The organism is Embleya scabrispora DSM 41855 (assembly GCF_000372745.1).
GTDB classification, from domain to species: domain Bacteria; phylum Actinomycetota; class Actinomycetes; order Streptomycetales; family Streptomycetaceae; genus Embleya; species Embleya scabrispora.
On record NZ_KB889687.1, the window covers coordinates 1 to 21,897 of the forward strand.

Here is a 21,897-nt window from a genome sequence, read left to right on the forward strand (position 1 = left end):
CCCCCCCTCACCCACCCCCCAAATAAACCTGCCGATACCCACTCCACACCGCCGGCCCCAGGTCCGCCGGCACGTGTGGTGGAAGCGGCCACATCGGCCCGCTCACCTCGCACAGGACCACGTGCAGACCCTCGCCCGCGTCGAACCAGCGCAGGCCCACCGCGCCGGGTGAGCGCAGCAGTTCGGCGACCGCCTCCTCGTGCAGCCAACGCCCCATCGCCGCGCCCGAGCCGTGCGCGGTCAGGTGCAGCAGTTTGTCGCCGGCCGGGAAGAGCCGGCTCGCCGACACGTTGGGCCAGCGGCGGATCTCCCGGCAGTCCAGGCGTGAGGAGGTGACCGCGCCGCTGAGTTCGGGCGGCAGCGGTGTACCGGTGGTGTCGTGCAGGTCGCCGCCGTCGGCGGCGAGCACCCCGACGTGCTTGAGGTCGTACACGGTCAGGTAGCGCGCCGCCGGCGGCCCGGCCTCGGCCTCACCGTTGCCGAACGCCCCGCACAGCACGAAGCGGCGCGCCCGCCGGAAGCCGGGCATCCGCAGCAGATCGTCGTGATGCCGATCGCACCAGGGGGAAAACGTGCCGTCGAGCGCCTCGGGCAGATCCGAGCGCAGGTGCAGCAGGCCCGCGCCGATGGGGAATTCGTCCGGGTCCAGTCGCGGTATCGCGGGTTGGTCGGACATCGTTCGCGCCTCCCCCCGGGCCCTCCCGCCCGGGTGTCCCTGGCGCAGGCGGGAACTGACGGAAAGTCATAATTTTGTTACCCACCGGTCGCGGAAAGCATGTCCTCTTTGCCGAACATCCGAGCGGCCTCGCGCGCGCTCGGCGTGCCCGCGTCCGGATCGGCGCCCGCGGTCACGAGCGCCGCGACCACCTCGCGCTCGCTCTTGAACACGGCGCCCGCGAGCGGGGTCTGTCCGCGGTCGTTGGCCCGGTCCGGGTCCGCGCCGCGGGCGAGCAACGCGCGAACCGCGTCGGCGTGTCCGTGGTAGGCGGCGAGCATCAGCAGGGTGTCGCCTCGGTCGTTGGCCAGGTTCGCCGGCAGGCCCGCGTCCACGTAACGGCCGAGCGTCTCGGCGTCACCGGTGCGCGCGGCCTCGAACAGTCGCCCGGCCAACTCCTCGATCGCCCGCTCGTCCTGTTCAGCCTGTTCGTCCTGCTCGTCCTGCTCAGCCTGTTCGGCCTGTTCGTCCCGCTCGTCCCGCTCGTCCCGCTCGTCCCGCTCGTCCTGCTGCCCCGGCTGCTGCTGCTGCTCGCTCACGATCGATCTCCGAGAACACGACGACGTGCCGGTGTGACGGTCGAGCCGACACCGGCCCGACCGGATCCGAACCTATCGGGTGGCGCGCCGGGGCAACGGCGTCGCCGGCCGAGGCGCGCGTGTGAGAATCGGTGCCATCGTGGCCCCCGGATCCCAAGGAGACGGCTCGTGCGCCATCCGCACCACCTCGACCTCGACGCCTACTTCGCCCGCACCGGCTGGTCCGGCGAGCGGGCACCCACCTGGGCCACGCTGCGCTCGCTGCACCTGGCGCACGTGGTCGGCATCCCGTTCGAGAACGTCGAGGTCCTCCTGGGCGGGGTGCCCTCGCTTGAGCTCGCCGATCTGGAGGACAAGCTGGTCCGCCAGGGGCGGGGCGGCTACTGCTTCGAACACAACCTGCTCTTCGCCGCCGTGCTGGAGACGCTGGGCTTTCGGGTCACCCGGCTGGCCGCGCGGGTGCGGATGGGTACGGACACGATCCGCCCGATGACCCACATGTTGCTCTCGGTCGAGGTGCCCGGCGAGGCGCACCCCTATATCGCCGACGTCGGCTTCGGCAGCGGCGGCCTGTTGGAGCCGCTGCCGCTGCTGCCGGGCGTGGCCAGTCCGCAGGGGGCCTGGCGCTACCGGCTGGTGCGCGAGCGGGACCTGTGGCTGCTGCAGACCGTGTACGGCGAGGACGGCTGGTTCACGGTGTACTCGTTCACCCTGGAGCGCCGGGAGTCGGTCGACTTCGAGATGGCCAACTGGTACATCGCGACGCACCCGCGCTCGCCGTTCCGCAATACGCTGCGGGTGCAGTGCAGCGGCCCGCATCGGCGTGCGTACATCGACGGCCGACTGCTGACCGTGGTGCACAGCGACGGGTCCCGGGAGGAACGCGAGTTGACAAACGATCACGAGGTGCTGCGGCTCCTGGTCCGCGACTTCGGGTTGCTGCTGCCCTGGGACACGGCCTTCCCCGCGCCGTCCGAACCACCCGCGCCCGGCGAAGCGCCCCGGCGCCCCGAATCCGCCGCGCGACCCGAGGAGAGCTGAGCCATGTCCTTCGACAAGCAGGTGCAGGTCACCGCCGAGCTGTACGACTACCTCCTGGACCACTCGCTCGCGCCGGACGAGGTTCAGCGCGGCGTGATCGAACGGACCCGGGAGATGGGCCGGTTCGCCGGATTGCAGGTGCCGGCCGAACAGGGCGCGCTGTTGACGCTGCTGGCGGGCGTGATCCGGCCCAGGGTCGCGGTCGAGGTCGGCACGTTCACCGGCTATTCGGCGCTGTGCATCGCCAAGGGCCTGGCCGAGGGCGGCCGGCTGCTGTGTTGCGACGTGTCCGAGGAGTGGACCGCGATCGCCCGCGAGGCGTGGCGCGAGGCGGGCGTGGACGACCGGATCGACCTGCGGATCGCCCCGGCCCTGGAGACGCTGGACGCGCTGCCCTCGCACCCGCACATCGACCTGGCGTTCCTGGACGCGAACAAGGACGGCTACATCTCCTATTGGGAGGCGCTGGTCCCGCGGATGCGGCCGAACGGTCTGTTGATCGTCGACAACGTGCTCTTCAGCGGCCTGGTCCTCAAGCCGAGCGGCGACCCGACGCCGGAGGCGGTGGCCGCGTTCAACGCCCACGTCAAGGCCGACCCGAGGGTCGAACCGGTGATGCTTCCGGTCGCGGACGGCATCACCCTGGCCCGGGTGAAGGAGCTCAACGAACTGTGATCCAAGGGCCGGACGGGCCGTTCTCGACCCGTCCGGCCGCTGTGGCTTCACCGGCCCGCCCGGCCCGCTCGGCCCGTCCGGTGGACATGCGGCGTGTACTCAGCCGCGGTCGGCCAGAAGCCGGCGCAACCGCTTCGCCTCGCCGACCGCCCGCGAACTCCCCTTCCGGTCGGCCAGCGCGTCCAGCCCCGGGATCGACCCGGCCCGCCCACCGCCGCTCGCGGCGGTCTCCGCGGCCACCGCCAGGGCGTCCGCGAGGCCGGTGTGCTTCGTACCGGCGAGCAGATCGGGCAGCAAGCCGCTCATGACGCCCCACACCGCCCGCCCCGCGCCCGCCCGGGCCGCGTCCTGCAACGAGGTGACCACCCGGGTGGTCTTCAGCCCTCGGGTACGCACCGCCTCGCCGATGTCGCGGCCCAGCGCCGCGGTGTCCCACGCGTCGCCCCGGGCCGCCAGGGTCACCACCGCGTCCACCGCGGCGGCGCGGTCCTCGGCCGTTCGGGCGCCGAGCGCGTAGGCCAGCGCGAGCGACATGCCCGGTCCGAGTGGGCCGTGCGACTCGGCCAGGGCGGGCAGGATCTCCGCGCCTCGACAGCTCCCGTCGATCGCGCGCTGGGTACGGATCGCCACGTGCGCGGCGAGCGCGTCCCGGTCCCGGGGCAACACCAGCGGCCAGCAGTGCAGGTCCGGCTCGGTGTTCTCGGACCGGCCACCGCCGCGCGCGGCGGCCCCCGGGTCGGCCAGGTCGTACAGGATCAGCGCGCTCTTGGGCAGCAGCTCACGATCGCCGGGGGCGACCGAGGCCAGGGGGCCGTCGAAGTGCACCCAGCCCCGGTCCCGGTTGGAGAACTCGCGGTGGATCCGGTCGAAGCGCCGCCGCCCGACGACCGCGGCCGGCGGCCCGCCGGCGGCCAGGACCGCGGCCACCCGCAGCCCGGCGGGCGAGGTGAGCCGGCCGGCCCGGGCGGCCACGACGGGATCGACGTCGGCGGGCAGCCGCAGCAGCGCCTGGTCGACGTCCCGACGCCACGGGGTGTGTCCGGAGGCTTCCCACTGTTCCAGGCCCGCCACGAGGGCGTGGGGGTCCACGAAGCCGGTCGCGTCGGCGATCTCGGCCAGGTACGGGCCGCTGCGTGGCAGACGCAGCCGGGTGCCCACCTCGTACAGGCGCGCGAGCAGGAAGCGTTGCGCGGGTTCGAGTCGCTCGACATCGACCTTGGCGCCGGGGATCAGCTCGTGATCGGATGCCTCGGTGCCCTTGCCGAACAGGCTGCGGAACCAGCCGGAGCGGGAACCGCCGTAGCCGGTGGCGGCGGCCACCATCGCGCCGACCGCACCCTGCACCTGATGAATGAACCAGTGCTGGTGGATGATGTGTCCGTGCCGTTCGGTGAGCGGCAGCAGCGCGGTGTGCAACGCCTCGCGGTCGCGGGCGTGTTCGCGCAGCATCGCGGAGACGATCCGCTCCACCGCGAGCGGGTCGGTGGCCCGGCCACGCGGATCCACCCACGGGTTCGCGGTGCGGGCGAACAACACCGCCAGTTCCTCGACCAGTTCGGCCGGCGAGGCGATCGGCGGCGGCAGCTCGCGCGGAGGTGGCGGCGCGAGCGGCGGCGCCGGATCGGGCTCGGCGGCCACGCTCTCGCCGATCAGGGCCGCCGCCTCCGGGCGCAGCGCCTCGCCCAGCAGCGGCAGTCGCGCACGCACCTCGTCGTGCACGAGGGCGGCCTGGTCCGGGGCCAACGGGCCGACCCGCTTGGCGATCAGGGTGAGTGCCCGCTCCTGGAGGTCGACCGCGGTCGACCCGAACACGGTGCAGGCACAGGCCAACAGGGTGCCCGCGTGGTCCGGGTGGCGTTCGATCGACTGGGCGAGCCAGACGAGTTGGCTGCGGACCAACTTCTTCTCGCTCCGAAACAGCACCGACCGGCTCGCCTCGGCGAGCCGTTCCGCGTCCAACCGACCTGCCGCGTCCAGCCGGCGCAGCACCTCCTGGGCGGTCCCGGCCACCGGTGACGGTGCGTCCGGGAGCAACCGCAGGTAGGAGTCGACACGGGCGGCGAGTTCGTCGTCGGTGGGCGCCATCGCGTCGTGCATGCGCACGAACGCGCGCAGTGCGTTCGGGCGTTCGCCGCGCAGCAGGCGGGAGAGACAGCCGTCCAGGACGATGTCCCGCTCGATCACCTTCGCGTCGGCGAGTTCGGCCAGCGCGGCGCCCCAGCCGGGCGACCCGGCCTGCTTCAGGGACTCGTGATTCTCCAGGTGTGCGCCGACTCCGGCGACCTCGAACAGCGCGGGCAGCAGGTCGGTGAAGTAGGGGTCCTCGCGCAGTCGTTCGGTGAGCGTGCGCCCGGCGGCTCCGGTGCTCTCCTGCCCCACCTTCGCCACCCAGCGGACCACGAAGCCGGTCGTGGTCGGCGTGGGCAGACCGCTGCCGCGCACCAGGGCGTCCGCCACGGCCCACTGGTTGTCCCACGGGTCCACGGGCATCTTCGCGGCGAGCCGCCGCACGATCTCCGCCGTCCAGGCCGGGTTGCGCTCGGCGAGCAGCGTGTGCACGGCCCGTTCGTCGACGTCGGTCGTGGTGGGCCGGGTCATGTCCTCGCGGGAGAGCCACTGGGCGATCCCGGCCGGGCCGCCCAGGCAGGCGATGCCGACGTAGCGCAGCGAGCGCAGGCCGCGCGAGGTGTCCCGGAGCGAGCGGACCGCCTCCTTGTACTGCGGCAGCAGCTTGCGGCGTTCGGCCTCGGTGCGTCCGGCGAACAGGGCGAGGATCGGCGCCGGGTCGCCGGCCGCCCGGTCCTGCTCGTGCAGGGCCACCTGTACCTGTGCCCAGGTGAGCGGTGCCCGGGTCGGCGGCTCGGTCCCGGCGGGACTCTCGCTCCCGGTCGTCCTCGGTTCGGTCCCGGTCATCGGTTCGCCTCCTGCGCTGCGGGGGCCGTCGCGGTCGGGTCGCCGGCGGCCCGACCGCGCACGATCTGCGTGGCGAGCAGATGCTTGCAGGGCCCGCGTCCACCGCGATACTCGGCCCACCACTGGCACGTGCAACTGCCCGCCCCGGCCAGTCGCAGGCCGTAGGTCTGCTCGCCGCTGCGCACGGTCGCGCTCTCGCCGGTCCCGGTCAGCGTCACCGCGCCCGCGGCCACCAGGGCGTGGGCGTCCCGCAGGCGCGGGTTCATTCGCTCCACGCTGCCGGTGTCGTAGGGGAGCTCGCGGTGGTAGTAGGCCGCCTCGGCGACGTCGTAGCCGATCCGGCCCCCGGTGCCCAGCCGGACCAGCGCGGCCCGCACCCGGTCGGCGCCGAGCCCGGAGCGCGCGGCCAACTCGCCCACCTCGACCCGGGGTTCCCAGGCCAGCAGGGCCGAGATCAGGTCGGCGTCCGCGGCGCCGGAGTCGGCGGCCAGGCCGGTGAGCACGGCGCCCTCGCCGGAGAACCCCCGAGCCGGGTCCGGGGACAGGGTCAAGGTCAGCCGCATGCCCGGCAGTTCGATCTCCCACGCGGAGGACACCGCGGCGCCGCGCGCGTGCACGGCGGGTCCGTACACCCGCAGCGCGAGTGCGTGGCGCAGCAGCCGGGTCAGCGCCCCGAGCCGGTCCGGCCCGGGCAAACACACCGCGCCGGGCAGCGGGCGGGCGGTCAGCCGCAGCGACCGCCCGGCCGGGACCGCCCACAGCGGCTGCCTGGCGCCGCGTGGCAGCGCGCGCAGGAACCGCACCGCCTCGCCCGCCGCCAGCTCGGCGCGCAGGTCGAACCCGGCCGAGATCACCTGGACTTCGGCGAAGCCGCGCAGCCAGCGCTCGGGCAGCGGAACCTTCTTCTCCACGACCGGGCCGTCGAAGGTGGTGACGGTCACGTCGTCGGGTCCGACCGCCAGGTGCAGCGGATCGGCGCCGCCGACCTTCGCGAGCGCCTCGCGCAGCGGCGCGTTGACGTCCACGTTGGTGGTGCCGGTGCCGAACATCTCGCCGTCGATGCCGGCGGGCAGTACGTCCAGGCGGGCGTGCACGCCGCAGCACGCGGAGAACGACTCGAAGCGCAGGCGGTCGCCGTTGCCGGTCACCACCGGGTCGAGCAGGCCCGGCCGCATCGGCTGGTGGTAGCGCGCCGACGCGACGTCGGCCACCGCGAGCAGCCCGCCCGCGGCCGCCTCCGGCGCGGTCAGGAAGCCGTCGAAGAAGCGCGGGAAGGGGCTCAGGCCGTGCGAACTCAGGCCGCCGCAGGTCTGTAGGCCGAGTGAGCGTTCGCCGTCGACGGCGGCAAGGGTGGACGACCGCAGATAGGTGAAGGAGTGCACCGGGGAGGACATGCGAAAAACGGTAGACATCCCGTCCGACAGCGGGAGTCGGCCCGAGGGGGGCTTGTTCGGCCGGCGCGCTGACACGAACGGGTGAGCTTGCGCGTCGACTTCGCCGCCGACTCGGGTGCTCCGGGCGCCCGTCCGGGCGGCCTGCGTCCGCGCGCCACGGGTCACCCGCACGGGGGTGGATACGACACGAGTCACTGGTTGCGCGCGTAGCGTGCGTATTGGCCCGCTCGTTCGTCGCAAACATCCGGATTACCCGATAGTAGAGGGGGATTCGCGGTGCCGCGGCATCGATTAGGTGGTATCACCTGTGCGAGCATGGGCGGCTGGGGCCCGGGGCCCGAACATGAGCGGCGGAACCGCGGCACGTGTACGACTCGGGTGGGTGGTGGCACATCGTCAAGAGAGTGCTGTTGTAACCATGATCCGAGGACGCGTGGCAACGCGCCGGCATACTATGCGCTGGTCCATTCAGCCGGAGGTAGCAGATGCCCGCAACGCAGCCGGGGAGCGGCTCGACGGTTCGCCGTATTCTCCTCGGTTCCCAGCTTCGCCGTCTGCGCGAAGCGAAGGGGATTTCGCGGGAGGAGGCCGGATACGAGATCCGCGCCTCCGAATCCAAGATCAGTCGAATGGAACTGGGGCGCGTCAGCTTCAAGGAGCGCGACGTGGCTGATCTCCTCACCATGTACGGCGTGGGCGACGAGACCGAGCGCGCGGCGCTCCTGGGCCTCGCGGCGGAGGCCAACGCCCAGGGCTGGTGGCACAACTACAACGACATCCTGCCGAGTTGGTTCCAGGTCTACGTGGGCCTGGAGGAGGCCGCCTCGGTGATCCGCACCTACGAGGTGCAGTTCGTGCCCGGCCTGCTCCAGACCCCGGAGTACGCGCGGGCCGTGGTGATCGCCGGTCAGCCCTCCGCGTCGGCGGCGGAGGTCGACCGTCGGGTGGGTCTGCGGATGCAGCGACAGTCGATCCTGTACCGCGACAAGCCGCCCAGGTTGTGGGTCGTGCTGGACGAGGCCGCTCTGCGGCGCCCGATCGGCGGTCGGGACGTGATGCGCGATCAGGTCCGGCACCTGATCGAGATGGCCGCCCTGCCGAACGTCACCATCCAGATCATGCCGTTCCGGTTCGGCGCGCACGCGGCCGAGGGCGGCCCGTTCCTGTTGTTGCGGTTCCCGGAGAGCGACCTGCCGGACGTGGTCTACCTGGAACAGCTCACGAGCGCGCTTTATCTGGACAAACGCGACGAGGTCGACGCGTATACCGAGGTCATGGACCGGTTGAGCGTGGACGGCATGCCGCCGGACAAGAGTGTGGATCTGCTTCAGCGGATCCTGAAGGAGAACTGACCCGGGTCGACGTGTGGACCCACCCGGGCGGAGCGACCCGGGCGGGCTTTCACGCGAGCAGGTTGTCGAAGTCCCCGTCCTTGACCCCGAGGATGAGCGCCTCGATCTCGGCGCGCGTATAGATCAGCGCCGGCCCGTCGGGGTGGCGCGAATTGCGGACCGCGACGTCGCCGTCCGGCAGCGCAGCCATTTCCACGCAATTGCCTTGCGAGTTGCTCCGGCGACTCTTCTGCCAGGTGACCCCGTCGAGCGCGGTCGCCGATACCCCGTTGTGCGTTGCCTGCATGACGCTTCTCCTGGACCTCTCGCCGAGCGACCCGACGGCGGTCGCCCGCCCCCCGGTTGCGGCACGTGTCGTTCCTTCGTCCCGGTCCGTCGCAATTTCTTCCAAAACCGGTCCGACTTACGCATGCACGTGCATCTGACCATGCATATGCAGCGTACAACGGTGATGATAGCGCAGCCCGACTTCACTCACACGGGAGGGCTCATGCATTCCTCAAGGTTTCAAAGGAAGCGTAAAAGCTGCTTAAGCGACGGGGGACGAAACGGGCGTAAGAATGCAGAAAACCCGTCGAAGGATCGACGGGTAAACGCTTCGCAACCTTAACTTGGATACCGCTGCATTCGGTTGCCGCCGGCGAATGTGAATTAGAACTCTCCGCAAAGCTGCAACGCTAAGCCTGCAACGCAATGCGGTCCATTCACTGCGGACCGTGTTTGTCAGGCCGGTATCTCGAACATCGCCCAGACGACCTTTCCGGTGCGCCGGCCCATACCGTCCAGCGGGAACCAGCCCCACGAATCACTGAAGCAGCCGACCAGATACAGCCCTCGGCCGGATTCCTCGTCCTCGCCACCGGCTTGGGCCTCGGGGAGGCTCTCACCGGGATCCTGAACCGCACACATCACTCGCTCACCCTTGCGCAGGAGCGCGAGTTGGATATTGTGCGCGACGTCGGCCGCATCGTCACGGCCGGCGCCGAGTCCGTGACACAGCGCGTTGGTGACGAGCTCGGACACGACCAGCGCGAGGTCGTCCTCCAGGCACGCGGCGCCCCAGCCGGCGAGCACCGACTGCGTGAAGTCCCGAGCGGCCTTGACCGACTCGCGACGGGCGGCGAGAGCTTGTATCGCGATATCGGATGTAGGGCCCATATCCCCGGCCAGAGGCTCCATCCACTGAAACGTCGACGTCCGGAACCCTGCGGGACTCGCGACGGTCATCCGTGCCTCCGAGCGGGTACTGGTCCCCGGCCTGTTGGGAACGCCGCCAGAGGACTCGCCTCACAGAGCGTCCATGCACATGCGCGTGCACATGCACACACTTCATTATGAGGATGCCGACCCCAACTGCAAGACCGGATGCACGTGCATCGACGATTTCTGCGTCTGCACCACGCCGATGCACGTGCATTTCGATCGACCAAGGGTCGCTTTACGCCCGGTTCTCGGACATATCAGAGAACCGGTCTTTTCCTTCTTTTGGCCATACCTCGGGAATAATCCGGACAAGCTACGCATGCCTTGGCCGGCCGACTCCCGATCGTGCCCGTTCGAGCACTCAGGCCGAGGCGCCCGACGGCTGCCGGGGGGCCTCCCGGGCCTGGTCGTCCGAGCCGTTCCCGCGGCCTGTGAACTGGATCACCAGTGCCGCGCCGGCAACCAGGAAGACCGCCAGACCCGGACCGAACAGCAGCCACGGCATGACCGAGACCTCGGTGTCCTCGTCCGGGATGCTGTCCGCGTTCTCGAAGGTGTCGATGTTCGCGCCGATGTTCTCCACCAGGGCGTTGAACTTGGCCAGGATGCGGTCGGTCTCGACCAGGCCCTTGCCGACCTTCGGGTACTGCGTGGCCAGTTCGGCGGTGAACTGCGGGGTGGGCTTCTTCAGCAGTGCGGCCATCGACGGGAGCGACTTGGTCTTCATCCCGACCGCCATCTTGCCCAGCGTGTCCAGGTCGTTGTGCGCCTGCTGGTATCCGGCGTCGGTGAAGGTGGGCCGGAAAGCGGTGAACATCTTCTCGGACGCCTTGGTCTTGCCGATCACCCCGGTGGCGAAGACGCCGACCACCATGCCCAGACCGACCACGGCCGCCAGCGACAGACACACCGTGCTCAGCACGACCCTGTTGCCGACCAGGGAGAACAGCAGGCCGCCCGCGCCGACCACGAGCAACACGATGCCCGGGATCAGATAGAGGTAGGTGACCGCGGTGTTGGGCGCGTCCGCCGTCGGAATGTCGTCGGCCTGGCGGAAGTTCCCGGCCTGCGCCTCCATCGTGCCCGCGAGCTTGTTGAACCGGGGCATGATCGTGGGCAGTTCCTTGAGGCCCTTGCCCACCTCGGGTGCGGTCACGCCCATCAGATTGATCAGCGCCGGCGTCTCGATCCCGGCCTGCTTCGCCAGGCCCGGCAGCGTCTCCGCCTGGAGCTGCGCGAGCATCTCGTTCATCGTGACCAGGTCGGTCCGGCTCTGGGCGATCGCGGCCGGGGTGAAGGCCGGGCGGAAGTCATTGGTCAGATCGTCGACAGCCTGCGTCTTCTTCGGCAGGCCGGCGGCCAGCGGGAAGATGATCAGGGCCGCACCCAGCAGGGCGATCAGCACCAGCGCCACGTGGCGGTATGCACGCACAGCGGGTTCTCCCTTCGCTTTCCGTTATTCCTCGGATCGTATGGGTGATCACCTCGATCACCCGGGACCCGCACGGCGGAAAGCACCTGTTCTCGTTGTTTGTCACTCGGGCAGCCGATCTTCGCAAAGCGCAACCCGCCAGTCAGCTACTGGCAAGTAATGTCATGGGATCGAGATCTCCGGCACATCGCTCTCCCGGGCGGGCGATGCCATGGATCGGTCCACCGTCAAGGGCTACGTTTGCGCCCGCCGGCTCGTGCGAGCGGCGAGGTGTGAACGGAGGTCGCCGGTGGATCTTGAACCGACGGAAGATCAAAAGGCGGTACGAACCGCCTTTTCGGAGTTCTTCACGGATCGATGCCCCATTTCCGTGGTCCGCGCGGCCGAGCCGCTCGGCTTCGCGGCGGACCTGTGGCGGCGACTGGCGGCGATGGGCGCACCCGGCATGGCGCTGCCCGAAGGGGTCGGCGGCGGCGGAGCCGGCCGCTCGGACCTGACCCTGCTCCTGCACGAGGCCGGCCGGGTCCTGGCGCCGGTGCCGCTGAGCGGGCATCTGGCCGCGTCCCCGCTGCTGGTCGACACACCGTGGTGCGCCGAGGCGGCCGAGGGCACGTTGATCGTGGCACCCGCGCTGCGACCGACCGTGGACGGGCTGGCCCGCCTGGTGCCCGGCGGCGCGGTCGCGCACGTCGTGGTGGCCCTGGACGAGGACGAACTGGTCGCCGTGCGCGGCGAACCGCCGATGACCGCGCCGGTCAACCACGCGTGTGCGCCGCTCGCCGACCGGTACGTGCGTGACGACCGCGGTGGTCGGGTGGTGCTGGCCCGAGGTGACGAGGCGGCGCGGCGCTTCGCGATGTTGCGCCGCGAGTGGCAGTTGTATACGGCGGCCACGCTGGCCGGACTGGCCGAGCGGGCGTTGGAGCTGGCGGTGGCGTACACGCTGGAGCGCGAGCAGTTCGGCAAGCCGATCGGCGCGTTCCAGGCGGTCCAACAGGGGCTGGCCGATCTGGTCGGGCCGGTGGACGGGATCCGACTGCTGGCCGCGCGGGCCGCGTGGTGTGCCGACGAGGGCGATCCGGCACAGGCCGGCCGGCTGGCGACGATGGCGTTTTTGGCCGCGACCGAGGTGGCCCGCGCCACGACGTATCGCGCGGTGCACTTCCACGGCGGATACGGGGTCACCCTCGAATACGACATCCAGCTCTACTTCCGCCGTGCACGGGGTTGGCCGCTGGTCCTGGGTGACCCGGACGAGGAGTACCAGCGGTTGGCCGACGACCTCTTCGGACCTGTGGGGAGCAGCTGATGGACTTTCGACCGAAGGAGTCGGTGGAGGAGTTCCGACGTTGGATCCGGGCGTTCGTCGCGGAGCACCTGACCGAGGACATGATCGAGCGGGCCCGGCGCACCGGCACCTTCCACGACTGGGAGTTCCATCGCGCGCTCGCCGCGACCGGGGTGATCGCCGAGGGCATGGCCGGGCCCGGGCGCGGCACCGGCCGTGATCCGTTGGAGTTGTACGTCCTGTTCGACGAACTCGGGCTGGCCGACGCACCGTTCTTCGGGCTGGCCAACACGATGCTGGTGGCGGGCATCGTCGAGCAGATCGGCAGCGCGTTCCATCTGGCCGAGGTACTGCCCCGGTTCCACCGCGGCGAGGCGATCGCGGCGCTCGGCTACAGCGAGCCGGGGTCGGGCTCGGACGTGGCCGCGGCGGCCACTCGGGCGGAGCGCGTCCTGGGCCACCCGGAGGACGAGCCGGTGTGGCTGGTGAACGGGCAGAAGATGTTCACCACGCTCGTGCACGAGGCCGGCTACGTGATCCTGCTGACCCGCACCGACCCGGACGTGGCCAAGCATCGCGGACTGACCATGTTCCTGGTGCCGATGGACCTGCCGGGCATCTCCTTCCAGCCGGTGCAAACGATGGGCGGAGACCGTACCAACATCACCTACTTCACCGACGTCCGGGTGCCCGACCGTTGGCGGCTGGGCGAGGTCGACGGCGGGTGGGGCGTGATGAAGGTGGCGCTGGCGTACGAGCGCGGTGTGTTCGGCAACATGAACCAGGGTGTGTCGCTGCTGCGGCGATTCACCCGGTGGGCGGCCGAGAGCGGGGCGATGGACGACACCTCGGTACGCAAGCGGCTGGCCAGGATCGCGATCGACAACGAGATCACCGCGCTGCTGGCGCTGCGACCGGCGCTGATCGCGAGCGCGGGCGGGTTGCCGACGACCGAGGGCTCGATCGCGAAATTGTTCGCGAGCGAGGCGTACAACCGCGCCGCCGAGGCGTGCCTGGACATGGCCGGGCCCGAGGGGTTGCTCGGCGAGCCCGGGGACGCGTGGTTCGTCGACCATGCCGCTCGGGACGCTCCGGTGACCACGATCTACGGCGGAACCAGTGAGATCCAGCGCAACAACATCGCCGAGCACCGGTTGGGACTGCCGCGGGCTCGCTAGGGCGGGCGCCGGTGGTGTGGTGCCCGGCGTCCACCGATATGACGGGCTCGGATGGCGGGCGGCCGAACGGGTGGCCGGAGCGTGGGCCGCTTCATGGCAGACTTCGGCACCGTTCACACCGGTGAGCGAAACGGAGTTTCTGCCATGCGGCCGCTGCACGACGAGGACCCTTCGAGCGTTGGCGCCTACCGATTGGTGGGCCGGCTCGGCGAAGGGACCACGGCTCGGACCTATCTGGGGGCCGCCCCCGACGACACACCCGTCGTCGTGCGGGTGATCCGGGCCGACCTCGGGCGTGATCCCGCCTTCCGGGCCCGTTTCGGCGACGAGGTGGACGCTGCCCGGCGGTTGCCCGGCCTGGGCACGGCGGTGATCCTGGACGCCGACACCACCGGACGTCAGCTCTGGTACGCCACCACCCACCTCCCGGGCCCGACCCTGGAGCAGACGGTGCGCCGGCACGGCCCGTTGCCCGGCCATTCGCTGCGCGTGCTCGCCGGCGAACTCGCGGCCGCGCTGGGCCGATTGCACGCGGTCGGGCTCCACCACGGCCGACTCGACCCGGGTTCGGTGCTGCTCGGCCCGGACGGGCCGTGGTTGCCCGGGCTCGGGATCGCGCACGGGTCGGCCGGCTCGTCGGTGACCGCCGACGGCGTGGTGATCGGCACCGTGCTCGACTCCCCCGGTTTCCGTTCGCCGGAGCAGGTCCGGGATCTGACGGTGGGTCCGCCGAGCGACGTGTTCTCGCTCGGGTCCGTGCTCGCGTTCGCCGCGACCGGCGTGGGCCCCTTCGATCGGGGTGGCGCGGCGGGCTCGGTGGCCGATCGGGTCGCCGAGGGTGATCCCGGACTCGGCGACGTGCCCGCGTCGTTGCGCACCCTGATCGCCGCGTGCCTGGTCAAGGACCCCGCGCACCGGCCCGCTCCGGAGGAGGTGGTCCGGGTCGCGGCCGGCACCCCGGGGCCGACCTGGCTGCCGGCGGCCGGCGCCGCGTGGGTAGCCGAACGGGTGGCCAATCCGTGGGAGCCGCCCGAGCCGATGCCCGGCAGCGAGCCGTACGCGCCGGGCACCGTACCGGCCCCGCCGCCCGGCAGCGCGACCGCGTCCGCGCCCGCCGCCTCGGCGTCAGCCTCCGCCGCGGCGGACGCCGCACCCGCGGCGGCACCGGCATCGGCCGAGGCGGCGACCCCGGCGGAGCCGGCCGCCGCACCCGAGCCCGCCGCGCCGCCCACACGCGCGGCGGCCTCCTCCCGCACCCGTCGGTCCGGTACCCGGGCCAAGTCCCGCCGCGGTTTCCTGGGCGTCGCGGCCGGCGCCGCGGTGCTCGGCGGCGCGGTGGCGGCCTGGGCGCTGAGCCGAGGCGGCGACTCGCCCAAGGCCACGCCCAAGAAGCCCGTGCCGCCGCCGAGTCCGGTCGCCTCGGCCGGCCCGAGCACGCACGCCTCGGTGCAGGAACTCACCGTCTGGACCACCGAGAACCTGGTGCCCGCCGCGCTGCTCGGCGACTTGGGCCTGGAGTTCGGGAAGAGCGGTTCCGGAGTCCGGCTGGGCAGCCGGCTCCAGTCCAGGGCCGGCTATACCCAGGCTCTGGAGCAGGCACTGCGCGCGGGCCGCGGGCCGGATGTGTTCGAGTTGGACCTGCTCGCCCTGGCCCGGTTCAACGCGGCCGACCTGATCATGGACCTGACGCCGCATCAGAGCCGATTCGACGCCAACACCTGGTTCCCCGCCGTGCGCGCCTCGGTCACCTCCGCCGGCCGGATCATGGCGTTGCCATTGGCCGCGAACGTGCCGGTGGTGCTGTACGACAAGGGGCTGTTCCAGGCCGCACAGGTGGGCATACCCGCCGACCGGGTGACCTGGGTCGCGGACCTGGAGAAGTTGCGCCTGGCCAACGCGAGCAACCCCGACTACCGCGCGCTGTACGTACCCGGCGGTGCGTGGCCGATCCTGGGCTCGTGCGTGTGGGAGGACGACGGCACGATCGCGGTCCAGGAGGGCGACGCGTGGCGCGGCACGCTCGACCTGCCCGGCTCGGTGGAGGGGGCCAGGTTCTTCCGTCACCTGCAGTCCTACGCGCCGGACGCGGTCGGCGTGGGCAACGACGACCCGGCGATCGTCACCCGTGTGGCCAAGGGCAACGTCGCGTCTGCGATCGCCGATTCGGCGCTGTACGACGCGGTGGTGGCGGCGAATCCGGCGCTGCGCGCGGTGCTGGGCGCGTTCGCGATCCCGGGTCGGACGGCGGGCAAGCCGGCCGCCGTCGGGGTGCGCGGCACGGTGCTCGCGGTGTCGGCCTCCAGCCTGTTCAAGGAGGCCGCGATGGAACTGCTGGCGCTGATCGCCACCGAGCGCTGGCGCTCGCGGATCGCGACCGACGGCCGACTGGTCCCGGTGCGCACCGGCCTGGACCGGGCCTTGCCGCCGGACAATCCGATGATTTCGGCCTCGATCACCGCGCTGCCGGTGGGCGGGCGGGCGTATCCGGTCGCCCCCGGCTGGTCCGAGCGCCCGCTGGTCGAGCTGTCCAAGCAGACCCTTGCCGGCACCGATCCGCTGGCCGCGGCAGCCGCCGCGAACACGATCGTGGCGCGCGAGTTCGGGGTGTCACCGCCGGCTTGACGGATCTCCCGATCAGCAGCGCGGGGCGCGCGCCCTAGGGTTTGCGGAACATCCGTATCCCGCCAACCGGAGGAGCCGCACAGTGCCGTCGTGGAACGACGACCCGCAGGTGTCATCGGAGGATGGCGCATCGGCCTACCCGCCCCCTCGGCCCACCCATGCGCCGATGGCCGTGCCGCCGCCCCCGCAGCCCCCGCAGCCCCCGGCCGGATCGCCTCCGCAACATCCGGCCGGGCCGCCGCCGCAGCAGTACCCGGGCGGCGCGATACCGCAGTATCCGGCCGGCCCGTCGCCGCAGTATCCGAACGTGCCGCCTCCGCCCGGCTGGGGGCCAACTCCGCCGCCACCCGGCGGTGGTGGCGGTTCGTCCCGGCGCAAGGTGGTCGTGGCCGGTTCGGTCGCGGCGGTCGTCGCGGCCGGTGGCGGCGTCGCCGCGTGGTTGCTCACCCGCGGCGACGACAAGGGCGCCGCACCCACACCGACGCCGCGGCCCACCACGCCGGCGCCGGCACCCCCGGTCCCGCCCACTCCGGAGGCGCCCACCGGCGAGAGCGGCCCGTACACGCTCACGCTGTGGCTGGAGAAGCCGCTGACCCCGGGCGTCGACCAGGCCAGGACGAACGCCGACCTGGCCGCCGCGCTGGTCAAGGCGGATCCGCTCGGGACCGCCCGCACCGAGGTCCAGGAGATGATCGACAGTCGCAAGCTGGACACCGCGCTGACCGCGGGCAACGGCCCGGACATCTTCTTGGAGCAGACCTTCACCCTGGCCCGTCGGGTGCGGCGCGGGGACCTGCTCGACCTGACACCGTACGCGAGCCGGTTGAACGTGGATGCCTGGCATCCGGCGGCCCGGGCCGCATGCACGTTCGAGGGCAGGCTGTACGCGCTGCCGATGGACGTGTACGCACCGGTGGTGGTCTACGACAAGCGGCTGTGCGACCCGGCCGGATTCACCGTGCCGCGCACTCGGGACGAGTGGATCGCGCAGTTGGACAAGCTCAAGCAGCACTACGCGAGCGACCCGAAGTTCGAGGCACTGCACATGGTCGGCAAGGCGTGGCCGACGATCACCGCGTGCCTGTACCAGGACGACTGCGAGATAGCCGTGCGCGAGGGCGAGCGCTGGGCCGGACGGCTCGGCAGCCCGGCGGGCCGCGCGGGCATCACCTTCTACCGGAAGCTCCAGGCGTATTCGACCGCGCCGAAGGACGTCGAGGAGCTCAAGGACCCGGCAGGCCGGGTCACCGCCGTGCTCGCGGGGGGCAAGGCGGCGATGATGATCCAGCCCGACTGGATCTTCCCGGAACTGATGCGCTCCTCCCCCGAGACGGCGCGCAACCTGGGTGCCTTCCCGATGCCCGGCCTCAGTGCGGACAAGCCCGGAGCGGTCGGCGTGTGGGGCGGGGTGCTGGCGGTGTCGGCGAAGACCCCGCACCCGGCGGGCGCGGTGAACATGCTGCGGGTGCTGGCCTCGGCGACCTGGCAGGAGCGGTGGGCGAACGAGAACGAGACGGTGCCGGCCCTGGCCGGCCTGACCACCACCTCGGGCAGCACGAACGTGATGCGGCCGGCCACGTTGGTCGCGCTCGGGCAGGGCCGGCCCTACCCGCAGGCGCCCGGTTGGTCGGCGGTACCGCTCAAGGACTTCGCCGAGAACGTGTTGGCGAAGGGGCTCGACCCGAGCGCGGCCGGGCGCAGCGCGGACGCCATGATCGCTGCCACCTTCGACAAGGACACCCAGCTCTGATCGTCGTGTGGGTGACCCACCGTCCGGGTCACCCACACGGCGTAAGAAATCCTCAAGCGTAAGCCCGCCGCGGTTCACCGCGGCGGGCTTCCCGCATTACCCACCCTCCGCGTTCGCGCGACCGCTTACCGTCGTCCCACTTCCCCTTCGGGTGGCCGGCGGTTTCCGGATTCGGCAGTACATGTCCCGCCGTCGGGTCGCTCTCCGAGCACACGAGGATGCGGTCCGTCATGTCCGGAAGCCCCGATCCCTCCCGGGCCGATCTGCTCCGCGGCAGCCTCACGGCCGTCGCCCCCGCCGCGCACGATCTGGTCTCGCACTTCTACGCCCTGCTGTTCCTGCGCCGGCCCGACCTGCGCGAGCTGTTCCCACCGGCCATGGCTCTCCAGCGGGACCGACTGCTCACCGCGCTGCTGCGGCTCGGTGCGGGCAGTGACGAACCGCACGAGCTGCGTCGCTTCCTGCGGCAGTTGGGTCGCGACCACCGCAAGTACGGCGTACTCGACGAGCACTACGAGGCGGTCGGCTCCGCGCTGACCGGCGCGCTGGCCCGCTACCTGGGCACCCGCTGGACGCCCGAACTCCAGGCGGCCTGGCTGGAGGTGTACACGTGGGCCGCGTCGGTGATGATCGAGGCCGCCGCCGACGACGCCGAGGAGGCCCCGCCCTGGTGGGACGCGGTGATCACCGGTCACGAGTCGCGCGGGCGGGACATCGCGGTGATCACCGTGCGGCCGGATCGGCCGCTGTCCTATCACCCGGGCCAGCACGTGAGCGTGGAGACGCCTTGGTGGCCCAGGGTATGGCGGCACTACTCGATCGCCAACGCACCGCGCGTGGACGGCCGGCTGGAACTGCACGTGCGCGCGGTGCCCGCGGGGTGGGTGAGCAACGCGCTGGTGCACCGGGCCCGGGTCGGCGACCACGTCCGGCTCGGGCCCGCGCGCGGTGGGCTGGTGCTGCGCGGCGAGACGCTGCGCAGCGCGCTGTGCGTCGCCTCGGGGACCGGCCTGGCGCCGATCAAGGCGCTGGTCCAGCACATGGCCCAGCGGCAGTTGGCCAACCGGGCGCACGTGTTCATCGGCGCGAAGTACGGGGTGGACCTGTACGACCTGAACGCGCTGTCCGCGATGGCGGAGGTGTATCCGTGGCTGAACGTGATCCCGGCGGTCACCCACGACCGCTCGTTCGCCGGTGATCAGGGCGCGCTGCCCGACGTGCTGGCTCGGTACGGGCGCTGGCACGACCACGACGTGTTCGTCAGCGGGTCGGCGGCGATGGTTCGGGCCACCGCACACCGGCTGACCGGCGAGCTGGGTGTCGCCCCGCAGCGGCTGCACACCGAGAGTCTGGACGAGATCGCCCAGGGTCCGCGGCTGCTCCAGGGCTGCTGAGCTGCGGACACTCGACCACGGGGGCGTAACGTACGGGGCACCAGGGTCGTGTCGAAGCGACCGGTTCGAACAGCAGCAGGAGCACCCGCATGGTCAGCAAGCCGCCCGTGAACGACGTCGGCGACGAGGGCCTCGTGATCGGCCCGCCCAAGGAGTACGCGGCCGGGCTGCCCGCCGTCGCCTGGTCACTGCGCCATGCCGGCCGTCAGATGGGGGTCAAGCGCAGCCTGCTGACGCTGGTTCAGGTCAACCAGAAGCAGGGTTTCGACTGCCCCGGGTGCGCGTGGCCCGAGCCGAACCACCGCAGCGTCGCCGAGTTCTGCGAGAACGGCGCGAAGGCGGTCGCCGAGGAGGCCACCGTGCGCCGGGTCGGCGCGGACTTCTTCGCCGCGCACCCGGTCGCCGAGTTGGCCGACAAGTCGGACTACTGGCTGGGCCAGCAGGGCCGGCTGACCGAGCCGATGTACCTCGCCGAGGGCGCCTCGCACTACGCGCCGATCTCGTGGGAGGACGCGTTCGGGGTGGTCGCCGAGGAGTTGACGGCGCTGGACTCGCCACACCGGGCGGCGTTCTACACGTCGGGCCGCACCAGCAACGAGGCCGCGTTCGTGTACCAGTTGTTCGTGCGCGCGTTCGGCACGAACAACCTGCCGGACTGCTCCAACATGTGCCACGAGTCGAGCGGTTCGGCGCTGACCCAGACGCTCGGGGTCGGCAAGGGCAGCGTGTCGCTGGAGGACCTGTATCAGGCCGACCTGATCTTCGTGGTGGGCCAGAATCCGGGCACCAACCACCCGCGGATGTTGTCCGCGTTGGAGAAGGCCAAGCAGGCGGGCGCCTCGATCGTGGCGGTCAACCCGTTGCCCGAGGCGGGACTGCTGCGGTTCAAGAATCCGCAGAAGGTGTCCGGCATACTCGGCTCGGGCACCCGGTTGACCGACGAGTTCGCGCAGATCCGTCTGAACGGCGACCTCGCGCTGTTCCGAGCGCTGAACCGGTTGCTGCTCGAAGCCGAGGACGCCGCGCCGGGCACCGTGCTCGATCGTGCGTTCATCAACGAATACACGCACGGCTTCGAGGAGTTCGCTGCGGACGTGCGAACCACGCCGTGGGCCGACGTGCTGGAGGCAACCGGGCTCGCGCGCGAGCAGATCGAGCGCATCCATCGCCGGGTGCTCGACTCGCCGCGGATCGTGGTGTGTTGGGCGATGGGCCTGACCCAGCACAAGAACTCGGTGCCGACCATCCGCGAGGTGGTCAACTTCCTGCTCCTGCGCGGCAATGTCGGCCGGCCGGGCGCCGGGGTGTGCCCGGTGCGCGGGCACAGCAACGTGCAGGGCGACCGCACGATGGGCATCTACGAGAAGCCCTCGGCGGCGTTCCTGGACGCGTTGGAGAAGGAGTTCGGCTTCGCCCCGCCGCGCGAGCACGGGCACGACGTGGTGGACACGATCCGAGCGATGCGCGACGGCGAGGTCGAGGTGTTCGTCGCGGTGGGCGGCAACTTCGTCTCGGCGACACCGGACACCACGGCGACCGAGGCCGCGTTGCGGGCCACCCGGCTGACCGTCCAGGTCTCCACCAAGCTCAATCGCTCGCATGCGGTCACCGGCCGGCGGGCGCTGATCCTGCCCACGCTGGGTCGTACCGAGCAGGACCGGTTCGTCACGGTCGAGGACTCGATGAGCGCGGTGCACATGTCGCGCGGGAAGTTGCCGCCGGCCTCGCCGCACCTGCGCTCCGAGGTGGCGATCGTGTGCGGGCTCGCCGAGCGGGTGCTGGGTGCTCCGGAGCGGGGCGATCAGGGGCGGGGCGATCGGGTGTCGGTGCCCTGGCGCGACTTCGCGCGCGACTACGACCTGATCCGGGATCGCATCGAGCGGGTGATCCCGGGCTTCACCGACTTCAATCGGCGGGTGCGCGAGCCCGGCGGCTTCGTCCTGCCGCACGGGCCGCGCGACGCGCGGACGTTCCCGACCACGACCGGCAAGGCGAACTTCTCCCGCAACGACCTCGCGGTGCTGCGGGTGCCCGCGGGCCGGCTGATCCTGCAGACGGTTCGCTCGCACGACCAGTACAACACCACGATCTACGGCTTGGACGACCGTTATCGCGGGATCAAGCAGGGCCGTCGGGTGGTCTTCGTGAACCCGACCGACCTGGCCGAGCTCGGCATCGCGGACGGTGCGCTGGTCGACCTGGTCGGCGAATGGAGCGATGGGACCGAGCGGCGGGCGCCGTCGTTCAAGGTGGTGTCCTACGACACCGCCGCAGGCTGCTGCGCGGCCTACTTCCCCGAGACCAACGTGCTGGTGCCGCTGGACAGCACGGCGGACGAAAGCAACACCCCGACCTCGAAGTCGATCGTGATCCGGCTGGAGCCGCGATCGAGCTGACCCGG

Annotated in this window: 16 protein-coding genes; 9 read left to right on the forward strand and 7 right to left on the reverse strand. The window is 71.4% G+C overall.

The window, feature by feature from the left end; translation table 11 throughout:
• Positions 1–7 precede the first annotated feature (7 nt).
• Positions 8–676 carry a hypothetical protein gene (locus A3IC_RS0133620; RefSeq protein ID WP_020554475.1) on the reverse strand — a complete coding sequence of 223 codons (669 nt, stop codon included), beginning with the start codon at positions 674–676 and terminating at the stop codon, positions 8–10.
• A gap of 77 nt (positions 677–753) precedes the next feature.
• Positions 754–1,119, reverse strand: a complete 366-nt coding sequence (locus A3IC_RS0133625; protein WP_026219055.1) for an ankyrin repeat domain-containing protein — start codon at positions 1,117–1,119, stop codon at positions 754–756.
• A 303-nt stretch (positions 1,120–1,422) separates the two neighbouring features.
• Here A3IC_RS0133625 and A3IC_RS58010 point away from each other — a divergent pair, with 303 nt between their 5' ends.
• Both A3IC_RS58010 and A3IC_RS0133635 read left to right on the forward strand, forming a co-directional pair.
• Positions 1,423–2,295, forward strand: a complete 873-nt coding sequence (locus A3IC_RS58010) for an arylamine N-acetyltransferase family protein (protein WP_020554477.1) — start codon at positions 1,423–1,425, stop codon at positions 2,293–2,295.
• Between the two features lie 3 nt (positions 2,296–2,298).
• Complete coding sequence (locus tag A3IC_RS0133635) at positions 2,299–2,970, forward strand: O-methyltransferase (protein ID WP_020554478.1); 672 nt, start codon at positions 2,299–2,301, stop codon at positions 2,968–2,970.
• 99 nt (positions 2,971–3,069) lie between these two features.
• Here A3IC_RS0133635 and A3IC_RS0133640 read toward each other — a convergent pair whose 3' ends face one another.
• Both A3IC_RS0133640 and A3IC_RS0133645 read right to left on the reverse strand, forming a co-directional pair.
• Positions 3,070–5,883, reverse strand: coding sequence for a DUF6493 family protein (locus A3IC_RS0133640; RefSeq protein ID WP_020554479.1), 2,814 nt, complete (start codon positions 5,881–5,883; stop codon positions 3,070–3,072).
• Entirely contained in the window at positions 5,880–7,277 is a 1,398-nt protein-coding gene (locus A3IC_RS0133645) for an SWIM zinc finger family protein (protein ID WP_020554480.1), read from the reverse strand. The genes A3IC_RS0133640 and A3IC_RS0133645 overlap by 4 nt, the downstream gene beginning before the upstream one ends.
• A gap of 485 nt (positions 7,278–7,762) precedes the next feature.
• On the opposite strand from A3IC_RS0133645, the gene A3IC_RS0133650 reads away from it, so the two are divergent.
• The gene (locus A3IC_RS0133650) at positions 7,763–8,629 is read left to right on the forward strand and encodes a helix-turn-helix domain-containing protein (protein WP_026219056.1); all 867 of its coding nucleotides are present in this window, start codon (positions 7,763–7,765) and stop codon (positions 8,627–8,629) included.
• Positions 8,630–8,678: 49 nt separating this feature from the next.
• Here A3IC_RS0133650 and A3IC_RS0133655 read toward each other — a convergent pair whose 3' ends face one another.
• The 3 genes from A3IC_RS0133655 to A3IC_RS0133665 form a co-directional block, all read right to left on the reverse strand.
• Positions 8,679–8,915, reverse strand: coding sequence for a DUF397 domain-containing protein (locus A3IC_RS0133655; RefSeq protein WP_020554482.1), 237 nt, complete (start codon positions 8,913–8,915; stop codon positions 8,679–8,681).
• A gap of 437 nt (positions 8,916–9,352) precedes the next feature.
• The gene (locus A3IC_RS0133660) at positions 9,353–9,808 is read right to left on the reverse strand and encodes an ATP-binding protein (protein WP_040877594.1); all 456 of its coding nucleotides are present in this window, start codon (positions 9,806–9,808) and stop codon (positions 9,353–9,355) included.
• 385 nt (positions 9,809–10,193) lie between these two features.
• Positions 10,194–11,264, reverse strand: coding sequence for a hypothetical protein (locus A3IC_RS0133665; protein WP_020554484.1), 1,071 nt, complete (start codon positions 11,262–11,264; stop codon positions 10,194–10,196).
• A gap of 289 nt (positions 11,265–11,553) precedes the next feature.
• Here A3IC_RS0133665 and A3IC_RS0133670 point away from each other — a divergent pair, with 289 nt between their 5' ends.
• The 6 genes from A3IC_RS0133670 (at position 11,554) to A3IC_RS0133695 (ending at position 21,892) form a co-directional block, all read left to right on the forward strand.
• A complete protein-coding gene (locus A3IC_RS0133670; RefSeq protein WP_026219058.1) occupies positions 11,554–12,573 on the forward strand; it encodes an acyl-CoA dehydrogenase family protein in 1,020 nt (339 codons plus the stop codon).
• Entirely contained in the window at positions 12,573–13,730 is a 1,158-nt protein-coding gene (locus A3IC_RS0133675) for an acyl-CoA dehydrogenase family protein (RefSeq protein WP_020554486.1), read from the forward strand. Before A3IC_RS0133670 ends, A3IC_RS0133675 begins: the two co-directional genes overlap by 1 nt.
• Positions 13,731–13,874: 144 nt before the next feature.
• On the forward strand, positions 13,875–16,352 hold the full coding sequence (locus tag A3IC_RS62990; protein ID WP_020554487.1) for a serine/threonine-protein kinase: 2,478 nt from the start codon (positions 13,875–13,877) through the stop codon (positions 16,350–16,352).
• Between the two features lie 385 nt (positions 16,353–16,737).
• The gene (locus tag A3IC_RS0133685) at positions 16,738–18,102 is read left to right on the forward strand and encodes an ABC transporter substrate-binding protein (RefSeq protein WP_158696199.1); all 1,365 of its coding nucleotides are present in this window, start codon (positions 16,738–16,740) and stop codon (positions 18,100–18,102) included.
• A gap of 230 nt (positions 18,103–18,332) precedes the next feature.
• A complete protein-coding gene (locus A3IC_RS58025) occupies positions 18,333–19,496 on the forward strand; it encodes a globin domain-containing protein (RefSeq protein WP_020554489.1) in 1,164 nt (387 codons plus the stop codon).
• Positions 19,497–19,585: 89 nt separating this feature from the next.
• A complete protein-coding gene (locus tag A3IC_RS0133695; RefSeq protein ID WP_020554490.1) occupies positions 19,586–21,892 on the forward strand; it encodes an FdhF/YdeP family oxidoreductase in 2,307 nt (768 codons plus the stop codon).
• Positions 21,893–21,897: the final 5 nt, after the last annotated feature.